Annotated in this window: 12 protein-coding genes; 5 read left to right on the top strand and 7 right to left on the bottom strand. The window is 69.9% G+C overall.

The annotated features are described in order from the left end of the window. Window positions 1-30: 30 nt before the first annotated feature. Window positions 31-570 (bottom strand): hypothetical protein, encoded by a 540-nt coding sequence (locus ACFYRX_RS10775; protein ID WP_389098037.1) that lies wholly within the window; start codon window positions 568-570, stop codon window positions 31-33. Window positions 571-666: 96 nt separating this feature from the next. Between ACFYRX_RS10775 and ACFYRX_RS10770 the strand changes: the two genes are divergently transcribed. Together ACFYRX_RS10770 and ACFYRX_RS10765 are read left to right on the top strand one after the other, a co-directional pair. Then, window positions 667-1254 (top strand): TetR-like C-terminal domain-containing protein, encoded by a 588-nt coding sequence (locus tag ACFYRX_RS10770; RefSeq protein ID WP_389098035.1) that lies wholly within the window; start codon window positions 667-669, stop codon window positions 1252-1254. Continuing rightward, complete coding sequence (locus ACFYRX_RS10765) at window positions 1247-2038, top strand: alpha/beta fold hydrolase (protein WP_389098033.1); 792 nt, start codon at window positions 1247-1249, stop codon at window positions 2036-2038. Before ACFYRX_RS10770 ends, ACFYRX_RS10765 begins: the two co-directional genes overlap by 8 nt. A 27-nt stretch (window positions 2039-2065) precedes the next feature. Here ACFYRX_RS10765 and ACFYRX_RS10760 read toward each other — a convergent pair whose 3' ends face one another. Next, the gene (locus tag ACFYRX_RS10760) at window positions 2066-2434 is read right to left on the bottom strand and encodes a VOC family protein (protein ID WP_389098031.1); all 369 of its coding nucleotides are present in this window, start codon (window positions 2432-2434) and stop codon (window positions 2066-2068) included. Between the two features lie 77 nt (window positions 2435-2511). On the opposite strand from ACFYRX_RS10760, the gene ACFYRX_RS10755 reads away from it, so the two are divergent. Then, window positions 2512-3942 carry a hypothetical protein gene (locus ACFYRX_RS10755; RefSeq protein WP_389098029.1) on the top strand — a complete coding sequence of 477 codons (1431 nt, stop codon included), beginning with the start codon at window positions 2512-2514 and terminating at the stop codon, window positions 3940-3942. Between the two features lie 92 nt (window positions 3943-4034). Here the strand turns inward: ACFYRX_RS10755 and ACFYRX_RS10750 are convergent, their stop codons facing one another. Continuing rightward, window positions 4035-7061 (bottom strand): protease pro-enzyme activation domain-containing protein, encoded by a 3027-nt coding sequence (locus tag ACFYRX_RS10750; protein WP_389098027.1) that lies wholly within the window; start codon window positions 7059-7061, stop codon window positions 4035-4037. Window positions 7062-7290: 229 nt separating this feature from the next. On the opposite strand from ACFYRX_RS10750, the gene ACFYRX_RS10745 reads away from it, so the two are divergent. Further along, the gene (locus ACFYRX_RS10745) at window positions 7291-7902 is read left to right on the top strand and encodes a hypothetical protein (protein ID WP_389098025.1); all 612 of its coding nucleotides are present in this window, start codon (window positions 7291-7293) and stop codon (window positions 7900-7902) included. A gap of 106 nt (window positions 7903-8008) precedes the next feature. On the opposite strand, the gene ACFYRX_RS10740 is transcribed toward ACFYRX_RS10745, so the two are convergent. Continuing rightward, the gene (locus ACFYRX_RS10740; protein ID WP_389098024.1) at window positions 8009-9703 is read right to left on the bottom strand and encodes a DUF2264 domain-containing protein; all 1695 of its coding nucleotides are present in this window, start codon (window positions 9701-9703) and stop codon (window positions 8009-8011) included. A gap of 70 nt (window positions 9704-9773) precedes the next feature. Next, window positions 9774-10814 (bottom strand): rhamnogalacturonan acetylesterase, encoded by a 1041-nt coding sequence (locus ACFYRX_RS10735; RefSeq protein ID WP_389098022.1) that lies wholly within the window; start codon window positions 10812-10814, stop codon window positions 9774-9776. A gap of 193 nt (window positions 10815-11007) precedes the next feature. Between ACFYRX_RS10735 and ACFYRX_RS10730 the strand changes: the two genes are divergently transcribed. Beyond that, a complete protein-coding gene (locus tag ACFYRX_RS10730) occupies window positions 11008-12690 on the top strand; it encodes a rhamnogalacturonan lyase B N-terminal domain-containing protein (protein WP_389098020.1) in 1683 nt (560 codons plus the stop codon). A gap of 15 nt (window positions 12691-12705) precedes the next feature. Here ACFYRX_RS10730 and ACFYRX_RS10725 read toward each other — a convergent pair whose 3' ends face one another. Both ACFYRX_RS10725 and ACFYRX_RS10720 read right to left on the bottom strand, forming a co-directional pair. Continuing rightward, window positions 12706-14115 (bottom strand): RICIN domain-containing protein, encoded by a 1410-nt coding sequence (locus ACFYRX_RS10725; RefSeq protein WP_389098018.1) that lies wholly within the window; start codon window positions 14113-14115, stop codon window positions 12706-12708. Beyond that, window positions 14112-15212, bottom strand: coding sequence for a family 43 glycosylhydrolase (locus tag ACFYRX_RS10720; protein ID WP_389098016.1), 1101 nt, complete (start codon window positions 15210-15212; stop codon window positions 14112-14114). Before ACFYRX_RS10720 ends, ACFYRX_RS10725 begins: the two co-directional genes overlap by 4 nt. Window positions 15213-15410: the final 198 nt, after the last annotated feature.

Here is a 15410-nt window from a genome sequence, read left to right as displayed (position 1 = left end):
GCCGTCCCACCCGGCAGGACACCCTCCGCCTCACAGAGCTGACGCGGGCGCCGGCCCCTTCTCCAGTTCCGCGAGTCGCGCGAGGATGCGCCTGGGCAGTTCGGCCGCGGTCAGCCGGAAAGGAGTCCAACGGTCCATGGAGTCCGGTTTCATGGAGGCGGAGAACCGGAAGCGACCCCTGCTGTTCGGCTCGCTCACCATCTCCGCGAACACGGGGCTCGGTACCAGCCATGCCGTCATGATCGCTCCCTGTTCCACCTCCACGGCGACGAACAGCATGTCGAGATCGGACCGCGGCTGGAACGTCTGCGACCGGACGAAGGCCATCAGCCTGCCCTGTTGGACCTGGACTCCGGTCGACATCCTGGCCTTCACCTGCACGGCCAGGGTCGCGGTACTCCCGCGCCGGTGGAAGACGAGGTCCACACCTTCGTCGTCCACGAGCGAGGTGGAGACGTTGAGTTCGCCGCCCGTGGCGAGGATGGAGGAAGCCGCGACCAGATACTCGGCGGCCTTCCCCATCCGTGCGGCGGCCGGGCTCTTGTCCAGATACTCCTCGTCGTCGCTCATGGCGTGAATCTACTGTCCCTGCAGGGGACTTGGTCTTCTTACCGCCCACCAAAAACCAGTGGCCGAAAACCTAGGGGCCCTAGGTAAGCTGCCTCCATGAGTCCCCGCGCAGGTCTGACCCCCGACCGCCTCACCGCGGCCGCCGCCGACCTCGCCGACGAGATCGGCTTCGAGAGGGTCACCCTGGCCGCGCTCGCCAAGCGCTTCGGCGTGAAGGACGCGAGCCTCTACTCGCACGTCAGGAGCCTCCAGGACCTGCGCACCCGGGTGGCCCTGCTCGCCGGCGGCGAGATGATCGACCGGATCGCCGCCGCGGTGGCGGGGCGGGCCGGGAAGGACGCGCTGACCGCGTTCGCCGACGCCTATCGGGCGTACGCGCTGGAGCGGCCGGGGCGGTACGCGGCCACCCAGATCCGTATCGACCAGTCACTGATCGCCGCTGCGCCCGCGTTGCGCCGAACCGCCGAGATCACCTACGGCATGCTCCGCGCCTACGGCCTCACTGAACCCGATCTCACCGACGCCGTACGCCTGTTGCGTGCCACCTTCCACGGCTACTGCGCCCTGGAGTCGGCGGGCGGCTTCGGCGCACCCCGCGACGTACAGAAGTCTTGGGACAGGGCAGTCGACGCCCTGCACGTGGCACTCGAGAACTGGCCCCAGAAGGAGAACACCGATGACTGACCCGTCCTACGACATCACCGGCCATGGCCCCTTACTGCTGCTGATCCCCGGCGGCGCCGGCCACCCCATGGGCCTCGGTCCGATGACGGAGGCACTCGCCGAGCACTTCACCGTCGTCACCTACGACCCTCTCGGCCTCGCTCACGGCCGTCTCGGCGAACCCGTCGAGGACCAGCGGCCCCAGGACTGGAGCGACGGGGCGCGACGCGTGCTCGACGCGACGCTCACGGACGGCGGGTCCGCCTACGTCCACGGCATCAGCGCGGGCGGCGTCGCTGCCCTCGACCTGCTCATCCGGCACCCGGAGCGGCTGCTGCACGTCGTCGCGCACGAGCCGCCGTGTGTGAGCGTGCTGCCGGACGGAGCACGGCAGCGCGCCGGGTTCGTGGAGGTCTGCGACATCTACCGAGCCCGGGGACTCGCTGCGGCGGGAGCCCGGATGACCGCCCTGCTGGAGGAGCGGACGGCCGGCGAGCTGCCGGAGGGGCAACCGCTGTCCAGGGAGGAGGAGTTGGCCAGCCCCATGGCGATCTCCCTCGCCCACGTTCTACGGCCGTTCACCGCGTACGCCCCCGAGTCCGCACCATCGGGGCCCCGGCTCACCCTCACCGCCGGCTCCGACTCGCGCGGTCAACTCCTCCACCGCACAGCCGAGTTGCTCGCCAAGGACCTGCACGGCGACTTCGTCGAGTTCCCTGGGGGCCACCTCGGCGCCGCACAGGAACCGGTGGCCTACGCCGAACGGCTCACGCGGACGCTGCTCGGGGAGGATGTGTCCGGCTGACCCCCCACGTCGGCGCCGCGGCGGCTCTCACCGCTCCCGTTCCGCCGAACTCCGCTCCACGCAGAACTCGTTGCCCTCCGGGTCGGCGAAAACCACCCAGCCCATTCCGTCGCCCGTGCGCTGGTCGTCGACGACCGTGGCGCCCAGGGTGAGCAGGCGGTCGACCTCCTCGTCGCGGGTGCGGTCCTGCGGCTGGAGGTCGAAGTGGAGGCGGTTCTTGACGGTCTTGGTCTCCGGGACGGTGACGAAGAGCAGGCCCGCAGCCTCGATCAGCACCTCCTCGTCCTCCTGGCCGTCGTCCTCGTGCAGCGGTTGTCCGAGGACCCGGGACCAGAAGTCGGCGAGCGCATAGGCGTCGGTGCAGTCGATGGTCACGTGTCGGATGCTGGAGGTCATTCGGGGATTCTCGGGGGTGCGTCCGATCATGGCAAGGTCGGCGGCAACCTTCGCGCACCCTGCGGCGACCTGGGGGCATGACTTCCGCAAGACGCACGCCGCGTGACGGCGACGCCCGCCCCGACGCCTCCGGTGACACCCCTCGCGCCGGCCACCGCCGGGTCCGCGCGGCCCGTAAGCCCGTCATCGCCGGGCTCGCCGCGGCCGCCGCCCTGGCCGGCGCCTGGTACGCCACGGCAGGCGCGGCCACCCCTCCCACGCTCGCCCCCACCACCACGGCCGTGACCCTGGCCGCCAAGTTCCCTTATCTGTCCGCCGGTTACAACAACACCCGCGAGTGGACCCGGACGGCGACCGCGGCGGCCCCGAACGGCACCCTGCGCGTGGCCTGGCCCGCACCGGACGGCGTCCATGTCACCCCGCTGACGTCCGCGGGGAAGCGCTCCGGCGCGGACACGGTCGTCAAGGGCGCCAAGGAGGTCGGCGGGCTGGTCGCGCACAACGACGGCTTCGCGCTGCTCACCCGGGTCGCCGACACCAACAAGTGGAAGGAGACGGCGGCCGCGATCGTCCGGTACACCGGCGCCAAGAAGTCCTGGACCACCAAGCTGACCGGCACCGCCTCGCACGACACCTCCCCCACCCTCGACGGCCAACTCACCTGGAACGGCTCGAAGTACGGCGCCTACTTCGTCGTGCACGGCGCGGGCGGTTTCGCCGACGGCCACTTCGGCGACAAGCTGTCGTACGTCAGCGCCAAGGGAGCGAAGCTCAGCGGGGGTTGGGGCTGGGGGTGCAGCCACAACGAGGGCATCGCGCTGCACGCCGAGACCACCGGCGACTTCACCTCCCTCTGCTTCGACGACTGGCGTTCGGGCCTGTTCGTGTCGACGGGCATCGGCGCCCCGGACGTGGCCCCGGTCGTGCAGCGCGAGCAGTGCTGGGCGGGGTACTGCGGCGGTACGTTCGCCGGCCGCACCGGTGACCTGGTGAAGTCCTCCACCGGGCGTTACGCGACCGCCTTCGCCTCCCGCGGTGCCGCGTCCGCGAAGAAGAACCCGGACGACTCCAGCGGCCGTGGCTGGACGGTCACGCCGAAGACCGGCACCCACCAGGTCGCGGTGGCCTTCCTCAAGAACCGCAACTCCGGCCCCGGCAAGGCGGTTTACCTCACCGGCGCCAAGACCGTCGAGAACGTCAACGTGCGTGTGGCGCCGTACGGCAAGGACCGCCTCCTGGTGTCCTGGGAGTCCCTGAAGAACGCCAAGTGCGCGAGCGGCACCTGCACCGGTACCTTCACCGGCACGCACTTCCGTCTCGTCGACTGGAACGGCAAGGTCGAAGGCGCGGACAAGGTGGTGTCGGCGCGGATCACCGGTGACATCGCGGTCCAGAAGGACGGGACGCTGGTCTGGGCATACGTCCCGGTCACACCGACGTACGCGAAGCCGCTGACGGGTGCCTCCCCGACCTCGACGACTCTGCGGATCGCCCGCCTCAAGCCCTGAGGGCCTCAAGCCCTGAGGGAGGGGGGCGAACCGGTGATGCCCCGCCGACCGGCATGGTCGGCGGGGCATCACGGTCGTGTCGTGGAGGGGCGTCAGCTGATGTAGCCGGCCACGTCCGCGAGCACGTTGGTGGTGCTGCTCGTGTAGAAGTCCACCTTGCCGTCTGAACCGACGGGCACGATCACCTGGTTGGCGATCGTCTTGCCCTTCGTCCAGTTGAGGTTGGAGGCCGTGGGACGGCTGCCCCCGTCGGCCCAGGCGGCGAGGTAGCCGCTGCCGGTGGTGCCGGTGACGGTGACGGTCAGCACGACGGCCTTGACGCCGGTGGACGGGATGGCGTCACGGCCCGAGATCTGCACGGCCAGCGTCTTGCCGGAGCCCAGCGCCGTCGTCTGGCGTGTGTCCAGCAGGCGCAGCGGGGTGACCGTCTGGAAGGTCGAGCCGCTGGTGGAGAAGTAGCCGGAGACATCGGCGATCACATGGCTGGTGCCGTGCACATAGATGCTGACGTTGCCGTCGCTGCCGATCGGCACGACCACCAGGTTGGGGATGGTGGTCCCGGTGGCCGACCAGTTGACGTTGGACGCGGTCGGGCGGGTGGCGCCTTCGGGGTAGGCCTCCAGGTATCCCCCGCCGACGGTCTGGGTGGCCGTCAGGTTGAGCACCGCGGAGGTGGCGCCGGTCGGTACGCCGCCATGGCCGCGGACCTTGAGGCTGACCACCGCGTTGGTGATCTTGGTGGTGGTGGAGATGCCGACCTTGGAGCGGGTGTCCAGCAGGCGGGCCGGTTTCAGCGCCGTGTACTTGGATCCGGTGGTGCCGCTGGTGTAGTAGCCCTGGACATCGGCGATCAGGTGGGTGGTGCTGCTCGTGTAGAGGTCCACCACACCGTCGTCGGCCACCTTCACCGTCGCCGACGCGGCGATGGTCTGGCTCGCGCCGGTCCAGTTGAGGTTGCTGGTCGACGGCTTGCCGGTGCCGTCGGCCCAGGCGATCAACGAGCCCGCGCCGGTGGTGCCGGTGACCGTGAGGTTGAGCACGACAGCGGTCACACCGCTGCTGGGGATCCCTCCGGCGCCCTCGACCTTGACCGGGGCGGTGCCGCCCGCGACCAGGGGCTTGGTGGCCGGGACGGAACTGAGGCCCCAGCCGGTGCCGTTGCGGGTGTCCAGCAGGCGCTTGGGGCTGCTGAGCGGGTGGAAGGTGGAGGCGCCCGTGGCCGCGGTGCCCCGGGCCGGGCACAGGGCGGAGATCAGACCGGCCTCCTTGGGCGAGCCCAGGCCGGTCACCTCGTCGTAGCCGGCCGCGGCCGTGTAGCCGGTGGCGTAGACGGAGTTGTTGCCGCTGGTGACGTCCCAGAAGCCCGCCGGGTAGCTGCTGCGTGCGGCCCGGTAGAGGGCGTTGTTGAGGAAGCCGACCCGACCGTTTGCCTGGCAGGCCGTACCGGCGTTCGCCTGGACGATCGCGGCGGCCCAGGTCGGGGCCGCGGCGCTGGTGCCGCCGACGATGCCGGGAATCGGGGCGGCGGACTGGCTGTCGTCCTGGAGGTAGACGGGATACCCGTTGGCCGGGTCCGCGAGAGCGGAGACGTCCGGGACGGCCCGCTTCGCGGTGGTGGCGACACCGCCCTGGTAGACGACGGGCGCCCAGCGCGAGGAGACACCGCCGCCGGTGCCGCCGTCAGCGTTGCCCCAGGTCGTCTGGGTGCTGGTGCTGCCCGAGGTGGTCATCGTGGTGCCACCCACCCCGGTGACATAGGGCTGGCTCGCGGGGTCGTCGACGGCCTTGGCCGTGGAGCCGGTCGCCTGGTAGCAGTCGCTGGAGCCGTCGTCGCCCGAGGCGGCGACGACGCTCTGCCCCTGGGCGGCGGCCTCCGCGAAGACGGTGTTCTCGGCGTTCGCGGTCGCGCTGCTCTCGAGCGACTCGCACTCACCCCAGCTGGTGGAGATGACCTGCGCCTGGTCGTCGGTGACCATCCGCTGGTAGACGTCGATCACGTTCTGGTCGGTCGCGGACTCGGCGTCCGGGCCCTGGTAGTCGATGATGCTCGCGCCGGGCACCAGACCGATGAGGTCCTCGATGTCGAGGGCCGACTCCACACCGACCGAACCGTCGGTGGCCGGCGCGCCGGCACCCGACGTCGTGTCGACGTACACGTGGGAGACCGAGGTGTCGGTGCCGACGCACGACTGGTACGCGGCGATGCTGCCCGCGTCGACGTTCTCCAGCTCGAACACGGCCACGGTCTGCCCCGCGCCCGCGGTGGCGGAGCTGGTCATCCCGTAGGCGCCGGCCAGCTTGCCGGGGCTGTAGTAGTCGGTGCCGTCGGTCAGGCCCGAGCCGGTGAAGTCGGCGCAGAGTGCCGGGGTGTACCCGTCGGCGGTCGCCGCGCTCGACGCGCGCCCGGAGACGGCCGAGGGGGCGGCGGTACGGGCGGAGGTGTGCCTGCTCGTGCGACGCACCGCGGAGTGGTGACTGCTGACGGTGTTGATGCTGCTCAGGCCGACGATCCCGGTCACCGAGGGCGCCACGTTCGCGGGCAGCGAGGGGGCCGAGGTGTTGAGGTAGTCGGTGGTGCCGTCCTTGAGACGAACGTTGTGGAAGCCGGTACCGAAGGCGTGGGACGCCTGGGCGGCGGTGGCGGTGACCGGGATGGACAGACCGTCCGGGCTGACCTTGCCGGGTGCGAGCCCGGCCGCCTTCAGCGCCCGTGTCACTCCCGCGATGGTGGCCTGGGCAGGGCCGAAGACCGAGGCGAACTGCCCCTTGGCGAGGTAGTGGTGGTACTGGGCGTTCCCCGGTGTGGACACCGCGGTGACGAAGTCCGCCAGCGCCTGCGGGTCGCGCGGGGCCAGGTTCACGCTGAGGTGCAGCGCGGTTTTTGACGCGGTCGCACCGGTCACCGTCGCGCCCGCCGGGACATGCGGGGCCGTCCCTATTCGCTCGGGTGCGCCCGGTCCGGCCGTTCCTCCCTGGGCGACCGCGCCGGAGGCGGTCGCGGTGACGGCGACGAGGGCGACGACAGCGGTGGAAGCCGCGGTGATCGCCCTGGCCCGTCTGCCGCTCTTGGCTGCCGCGCGCCCGGGGCGTCCGGGCGCGGCGTGGACCTTCTTGGCCATGCAGAAATCTCCTAGGAACTGACGCACCATCAGGCCGGTGGCGATGAGGGTGGTCGAAGGGTCACTCGGGCCGACGGGTGCATCCGCGTCACAAGGTGCGCAGGAGTTGTCCCTCTTAACCGGAGTATGCCCATTTCCTATCAGGGCCGGACAGTTGCTGTCTCCGGTCGACCGAGAACCATGAGCGGATCTTTACGTCGCCGCCCCGTGTCCGTGGCATCTTGGCCGGGTGACGCAGCGAGAGGGAGCGGAAGAGGAGTGGCTGGCGACTCAGCGCCCGTCGCGCGTACGCGAGGTCCAGGCCGGTCGCCTGGCCTGGACCGAGATCGACCTGATCGACATCGGCGGCGGGTTCGCGCATGCGTTGCGCGACGGGCTGGAAGTCTTCGGCGTCCATGTGAACCATCTACGGGTCGGACAGCCTCGCCACCTGGTGGCGGCGCTCGACGGCTCCAGAGCGATCGCACCCTATGTGATCGTGTCCTGCCACGGTGACGAGGGACGCATCCTGATGGAGGACGTGGCCGAGGAGCTGGCCCGATTCCAGCCGTTCAACGGTGCCATCGGGCCGGACCGGGTACGCGAACACTTCCGGCTGCCGGGCAGTGTCACTCTCGTCACCGGCTGCGACACGGGTGAGCCCGCGCTCGCCGAGGCTTTCCTCGACGCCGGCGCCAGTGCCTACATCGCTCCTCGGGGTGCTCCGTTCGGCTACGCGAGCGTGTTCGCCCCGCTGTTCTTCTTCTACGAGCTCACCGAACACCGCACCCCCGTGGCGGCCGTCGAACGGCTGCGCGCGCACGACGGCGAACTCGCCATGTGGCAGCTCTATCAACGCTGACCCGAGGCCTGCGGCCCGTCCGGCCGGGAGGCCACCCCGGCCCACCCACGACCTCGAACCCCGGGCCGCCAGTGGCGAGTTGCCGCTGCTCGCGTGAGCCGACGCGTCACCGGAGCGACGCGACCCCCACCCCGTGGTCATCGAACCGCACCCGCACCTCGGGTTCGCCGGCACCCCAGCGAACCCCCAACTCCCGCGCGCCATGGGCCTGTACGGCCACCGACTCCTCCAACGGCACAGGATCCGCCTCGCCCGTCAGCCGGGCCAAGGCGACGAAGAGCGCCGCCCCTTCCCCGGTGACGCCGGTGAGTTCGTCGTCGAGGCCGACGACGGGCCGGAGTTCGGCCCGGACCCCGTCCCCGGCGGCCCACCCGGTCACCCGCACCGGTGTCCCGGTCTCGGCCCCGGACACGAGGAAGGCACGCACCTCCACGGCCCCACGCGCGAGCACGACACTCGTGACCCGCGCTCCTCCGGCCGCCGCGTGCCGTGAGGCCGCCCACCCCTCCCCCACACCCAACGGCTCGATCTCCGTACGGCTCGGATCGCCGCCCAGGATCAGGCTGTTGTCGTACGACGTCGACGGCTCGGTCACCGTCGAGTACGCGAGGCGGGTGTAGTACGGGTCGTAGCGGACGTCCTCGCTGCCGTGGTTGTGGAGGCGGACCAGGCCGTCGGAACGGGTGGACTGCAGAAGCCAGTTGGGGGCGGCGATCGAGGTGACCGCGTCGGAGCGCTCCGCCGGGCCCGGTTCCTCCACCGCCGTCCACACCTCGTGGTCGGCCGGGAGGAGCAGGGCGAGGAAGGCCTTGCTCGCCCAGTACGGCGATGCCGGGCCCGAATAGCCTTGCAGGAGACCCGGGTCGGGGCCGTGCCAGCCGAGGGTGAGCAGGCCCCGGGAGTCCACCGCGCCCCGGTCCAGGAAGTACTTGAGGGCTCCGGAGGCCAGCCGCCGGGTCTCTCCCGGGGCCAGCGGGGTGTGGCCCGTCAGCGCGCCCAGCCACAGCGGGGCGGTCGTCGCGAAGCGGTACGTCAGTGAGCGGCCCTGGTGCATGGGGGCGCCGTCGGCGCCGAACAGGCGGGCGTAGTCCTCGAGATGGCGGGAGAGGCGGCCGCCGTACAAAGCGAGGAGGCGGTCGTCCTTGGCCAGCCAGGCGTGCAGCACCGGGTAGAGGTGCATGGCCCAGCCGTTGTAGTAGTCGAACTTGCGGCCGTCGCCGTCGGTGTACCAGCCCTCGCCGACGTACCACTGCTCGATCCGCTCCAGGCCGCGGTCGATCGCCTTGCCGGACGCCTCGGGCTCGTACCCGATCTCCTGGAGGAAGCCGCCGACCGTGACGGGGAACAGCTCCCAGTTGCAGGGCCAGGCCTCCGCGGTCAGCGCGTCGCCGAGCCAGGCCGCGGCGCGTTGGCGTACGCCGTCGTCCAGGCGGTCCCAGAGCAACTCCCGGGTCAGGCGCAGCGCGAGGGCGATCGACGCGGCCTCGACCAGCGGCTGGCTGCGGTCCTCGATGCGGGGCCAGGCACCGCTGACTCCGGCGGCGAGTCCTTCGGCGTAGCGCCCGAGCGCGGTCTCGTCACGGCGGAAGGCCGCCAGCAGGAGCGTACGGGCGTAGCCCTCCAGGCCGTCGGAGAGGCGGCCGGTCCAGCTCTGGCGGTCACCGGGGAAGTGGTAGAGGGCCTGGTCCTCGGTGGCGTACGGCTCCACCGCGGTGAGCAGGGCGTCGGCCGCGGCCTCCCAGTGGGCGCGCGTGTAGCCGGTGCGCGGGCTGAGGACGCGATTGTCCGAGGGCAGGTGCATGGCTCTCTTTCCGGGTCGTGCCGTTACAAAGCCTGGGGCGCCCCGGTTCCGGTCGGGACGCCCCAGACATCTATCCCACCCTCGCAACGCCCTTCGGCACCAGGTGCTGTGCGACGAGAGCGTCGCGCACCAGGCCCGCGTACACGGTGGCGCCGTGTACGGACGTGTGGGTGTTGTCCTTTTTCTCGTTGTACAGGTAGATCGCCTTCGAGCCCTCCACTCCCAGCGACTCCACCAGTGCCTTCGTCTTCGCCGTCAGGTCGATCAGCGGGACGCCCTCCGTGGCGGCGACCGAGCGGATGACCGCGGGGTGGTCCACCCCGAGGCCGTTGACCAGCAACGCCGTGTTGTTGTTCAGCGTGCCGTCGGAGTTGAACCAGCGTCGCACGATGGGCGTCACGAGGACAGGGTTCCCACCTTTCTGCCTCACACCCGCGACCAATGTCTCCAGATTCGCCCGGTACGTCGCCTCGTCGGTGGTCTTGTCGTTGTGGGCGAGCTGGATGAGAACCAGGTCGCCCGGCCGGATCAGCGGCTGCACGGTGGCCCACAGACGGGGTTCCGACAGATACGTGACCGTGCTCTCGCCGGAGTCGGCGTAGTTGGCCACGGACACGCCCTTGCGCAGGTACTGGGGCAGTTGCTGGCCCCAGCCGGAGTAGGGGTCGCCGGGCTGGTCGCAGACCGTGGAGTCGCCGACGAGGAAGACCTGGCGGGCGTGCCGGGCCGGGGTGACCCTGATGTCGGCGAGCGCGGGGGCGCTGCCGCCGAGGGCGAGGTCCAGACCCGGTGTGCCGTCGGGGCCGGTCGGTTCGCCCTCCGGGGTGCGGACGTTCACGGTGAAGCTGCGGGCGGCCCGCTCGCCGGCCGCGACGGCGGTCTCCGGGAGCAGGGAGCGCCGGGTCTCGCCACTGACGCTCGTGCTCGACGCGGCGTCGCCGCCGAGGAGGAGCTGCACGTCGTACGTCCCGGACGGCACGTCGAAGTGGCAGGCGGTGCCCGCGCAGTTCTCGATCCCGAGGGCATGTCGGCCATGCGCCTGCGCCGGTGTGGCGGCGAGGCCCGAGGACAGCGTGAGCGCCGCCAGCAGGGCGAGGTTGAAACGTCTCATTCGAGGCTCCTCCGACAGACTTCAATGCCTGGCGGCTGGACCGTACCCCTATTGGCAAGCGCTTTCTAGTCCTCGAACCAATTTCACGAGATCGCCAACTTCCAGCGGGCGAAAGCCCTTTCGCGAAATCGATTCAACTGTCACTCTCCAAAGCACCCGCACCACCCCCACATGTCCTGAAGGAGGCACCCCCATGTCCGAATCCGCCGTGCACCGCCCGGTCGGACGCCGCACCTTCGTCCTCGGCACCGCGGCCGCCGCGGGCACCGCCGCCCTCGCCGGGCCGCTCGCCCAGGGCGCGTCCGCCGCGGGCTTCGGCTACACCGACGACGGCTCCAACTACGTCGTCGACACCGGCGCGAACCTCGTCTTCAAGGTCAGCAAGACCAACGGCGACCTGACCTCGCTGGTCTACAAGGGCACCGAGTACCAGGGCTACGGCGGCAAGAACTCGCACATCGAGTCCGGCCTCGGCACCTCCACCGTCACCATCAAGCAGTCGGGGACGACGATCCTGATCTCGGTGGCGTACGGCACGCTCAGGCACTACTACGCGGCGCGCAGCGGCGAGAACAACGTCTACCTGTGGACCAACAAGGCCGACGACTCGGTCTCGGCGACCCGCTACATCCTGCGTGTCAACGCGGGCAAGTTCCTCAACGACGAGCCCGACTCGTACACCTACGCGCCCACCACCATCGAGGCCTCCGACGTCTTCGCGAAGTCCGACGGCCAGACCCGCTCCAAGCACTACGCGAGGGCCCGGGTCATCGACTACAACTACGTCGGCTGGACCACCGGCAGCGTCGGCCTGTACATCGTGCGCTCCAACCACGAGAAGGCCTCCGGCGGCCCGTTCTACCGCTCCCTCCTGCGCCACCAGAGCGCGGACGGCGGCGGCCTCTACGAGATCCTGTACTACGGCGAGAACCAGACGGAGGCCCAGCGCTTCGGCCTCCAGGGTCCCTACGTCATCGCCTTCACCGACGGCGGCGCCCCCTCCTCCTCGCTGTACCCGGGGGCCCTCACGACCTCGTGGGCGGACTCGCTCGGCCTCTCCGGGTATGTCCCCGCGAGCGGCCGGGGCAAGGTCGCCGGCGTCGGCATCACTGGCCGGAACACGGCGTACGCCTACACGGTCGGGCTCGCCAACTCCGCCGCCCAGTACTGGGGTTCGGCGCGCTCCTCGGACGGCTACTTCTCCATCGGGGGTGTGCTGCCGGGGACGTACACGCTGACCGTCTTCAAGGGTGAACTCGCCGTCTACACCGGCTCGGTGAGCGTCAGCGCGGGCGGCACGACCACCCTCAACAGCATCGCGATCCCGTCCTCGAACGATCCGGGCAACGCGAGCGCGATCTGGCGCATCAACAACTGGGACGGCACGCCGAGCGGCTTCAAGAACGCCGACCTGATGACGTACGCCCACCCGTCCGACGTCCGCGCCTCCTCCTGGACCGGCAACGTCGTCATCGGCAGCGGCACCGAGACCTCGGCCTTCCCCTGCTATCTCTGGAAGGACGTCAACAGCGGGATCATCGTCTACTTCAAGCTGACGGCCGCCCAGGCCGCCGCCGCGCACACCCTGCGCATCGGTGTCACGACGGCCTATGCCAACGGCCGCCCGCAGGTCGTCGTCAACGACACATGGACCTCCGCCGTCCCCTCCCCGCCCACCCAGCCGAGCACCCGGTCACTGACCGTGGGCTCGTACCGGGGCAACAACTACACGTTCACCTACAGCGTGCCGGCGTCCGCCTGGCTGACGGACACCAGCGCCTACAACACGCTGAAGATCTACGTGGCGAGCGGTTCGGGGTCGACGTCCTTCCTCAGCGCGGGCACGTCGATCGACGCGATCGACCTGCTGGCGTGAGCCTTTAAGGGACCGTCATGTTCCGCGCGTCCACTGCTGGTTGGTCGCTCCGTTGCACGTGTACGTGATGATCGCGGCGGAGTTGGCGGTGGACGCGCCGTTCACGTCCAGGCACTCTCCGCTGGCCCTGGCCTTGACCAGCCAGTAGCTGCCGGAGGCGGTGAGGCTCCACTGCTGGCTGGTCGCGGTGCCGCAGTTCTCCTGGGTGACGTCGGCCGAGTTCTCCTGGAGGCACAGGGAGCTGCCGCGGCCGACCAGTTGGTAGTAGCCGGTGCCGAGGTCCTTGAACCACCACTTCTGGTTGCCGCCGCTGTTGCAGGTGTACTGGCTGATCGCGATGCCCTGCCACAGCGACTGGTTCGCCACGTCCGCGCACTTGCCGCTGTTGCGGGAGACCAGCGTGTTGTACGTGGCGCTCGTGCCGCCGATCGTGCCGGCGGCCGTGTCGACGCTGATCTCCGGGTACCAGGACATGGACATCGTGGTGGAGGTCGGGAAGGTCAACGGCAGCCACACGTAACGGGAGTCGTTGACGGTCCCGCCGAAGGAGTTGCCCCAGCGGTCGCCCATGTAGAGGTACGAGGTGCCCGAAGTCCCCTGCACGGGAAGGACGTACGCGGTCTGCGAGTTGTAGGTCGTGGAGTCGCCGACGTTCGCCATCGACGTCCAGGGTCCCGCGAGGGAGGTCGCCGTCGCGTACTGCTGCTGGTTGGCGCTCCAGCCGGTGGCACCCGACGTCAGCATGAAGTAGACGCTGCCCCGCTTGAACAGGGCCGGGGCCTCACGGTGGCCGCCCACCCACGGATTGGCGACGAGGCTCGCGATGCCGGTGTAGTCGGCGGTGAGCTTGTAGATGTGCAGGTCGTAGTTCTCGTTGGCCGCCGAGACCATGTAGCCGGTGCCGTCGGTGTCGACGAACGTCGTGATGTCGCGGGACATGTTGTCGCCGAGCGGGCGGAAGCTGCCCTGGTAGGTGTAGCTCCCGTCGACCGTGGACGACACGGCGACGGCCGCGCGGGCCTCGCTGTAGTCGGTGCCGTTCTCCTTGTGCATCCACATCACGAACTTGCCGGTGGACGCGTTGTAGATGACCTTCGGCCGCTCGATGTAGGCGGTGCCCAGCTCGGAGGCGGACGACTGGGTCAGGACGTGGTTCCTGAACTCCCAGTTCTTCAGGTCCGTGGAGCGGTAGGCGTCCACGTACTTGAAGGTGTTGTCGGCGTTGCGGTCCTCGCCGAACCAGTAGTAGTACGACCCGACCTTGATGACCCCGCCGCCGTGCGCGTGCAGCGCGTTGCCCGAAGTGTCCTTGAACTGGACGCCGCTCGGGATCGTCTGCGCGGCGGCCTGGGCCGGTCCCGCGGTCACCAGGGCGCCGGCCAGGGCCAGGCAGAGGGCGAGCAGTACCGCGTAAGCACGTCTCATGACGCTACCTCCGTGTCCGTGGCGGTGTCCGCCACCGGTATGCCGAAGTCCGGGGTGCCGTCCGCGTGCCAGTTGAGCTTCTGGACGCGGGTGTGGCGGTTGGGGTCGTTCAGCGGGTCGCCGACGATCTCCTTGTACTGCCGTGCGTGGTAGACGAGGACGTCACTGCGGCCGTCCTCGGCGACCGTGAAGCAGTTGTGGCCGGGGCCGTACTGCTTGGTGGTGTCGTTGCTGGTGAAGACGGGGGCCGGGGACTTGGACCAGCTCGCCGGGTCCATCAGGTCGGCGTCCGCGTCGGCCGTGAGCAGGCCCATGCAGTAGTGCCAGTCGGTGGCGCTCGCCGAGTACGACATGAAGAGGCGGCCGTTGCGGGCGATGACCGAGGGACCCTCGTTGACCTTGTAGCCGACGCACTCCCAGTCGTACTCCGGGGTGGTGAGCCTGATCTGAGGCCCCGTCAGGGTCCACGGGTTCGCCATCCTCGACAGGAAGATGCCGGTGTTGTTGTCCAGGCCGGGCTCGTGCTGGGCCCAGGCGAGGTAGCGGCTGCCCCGGTGGGTGAAGGTGGTGGCGTCCAGGGAGAAGGTCTCCCAGGCGGTTCTGACCTGGCCCCTCTCCACCCAAGTGCCCTTGAACGGGTCGGGGTTGGCGTTCTCCAGGACCCAGATGCGGATGTCCCACACGCTCTCGGCGGGTGCGGAGGCGAAGTAGACGTACCACTTGCCGCCGATCCGGTGGATCTCCGGCGCCCAGATGTGGGCGCCCATGACACCAGTCGGATGCTTGGTCCAGATGACCGACTCGTCGGCGGTCCCGAGCCCGTTCAGGGTGCGGGAGCGGCGCAGGATGATGCGGTCGTACTCCGGGGCGGTGGCCGTGAAGTAGTAGAAGCCGTCGGAGTGACGGTGGATGTACGGGTCGGCGCGGTTGCGGACGAGCGGGTTCTCGAAGGGCGCGGCCTTCGTCGGGCATGGAGCGGCTTCGGCGGCGATGGGGGTCGCCGCCTCGGCGGTGGTGGGGGTCGCCGCCAGGGCGCCCGCGGCCAGGGCACCCTTCAGCAGCAGTCTTCGGTTGGGGACGTCGGTGGCGCGGCTCATGCGGACTGCCTCTCGGGTGGGGGTGTCCTGAGAGCGATGTTCGGTATTGAGAACATCTGTTGTTAATGCGAACAGCCGAAAGGTAAGGCTGGGGAACCAGGAGGTCAACGGGTCGGACGGGATCAGAAGAAGGCGCTTTCTGTTTTCGCATCCGTCGCCGGTTTTCTGTTATCGCCTCCGCCCTCGCCCGTCTCCGAT

Origin of the sequence: Streptomyces sp. NPDC005374 (assembly GCF_042872225.1) — a bacterium.
In the GTDB taxonomy this organism is placed as follows: Bacteria; Actinomycetota; Actinomycetes; order Streptomycetales; family Streptomycetaceae; genus Streptomyces.
The sequence above is the reverse complement of the archived record's forward strand: the minus strand, read 5'-3'. Positions and strand labels throughout refer to the sequence as shown.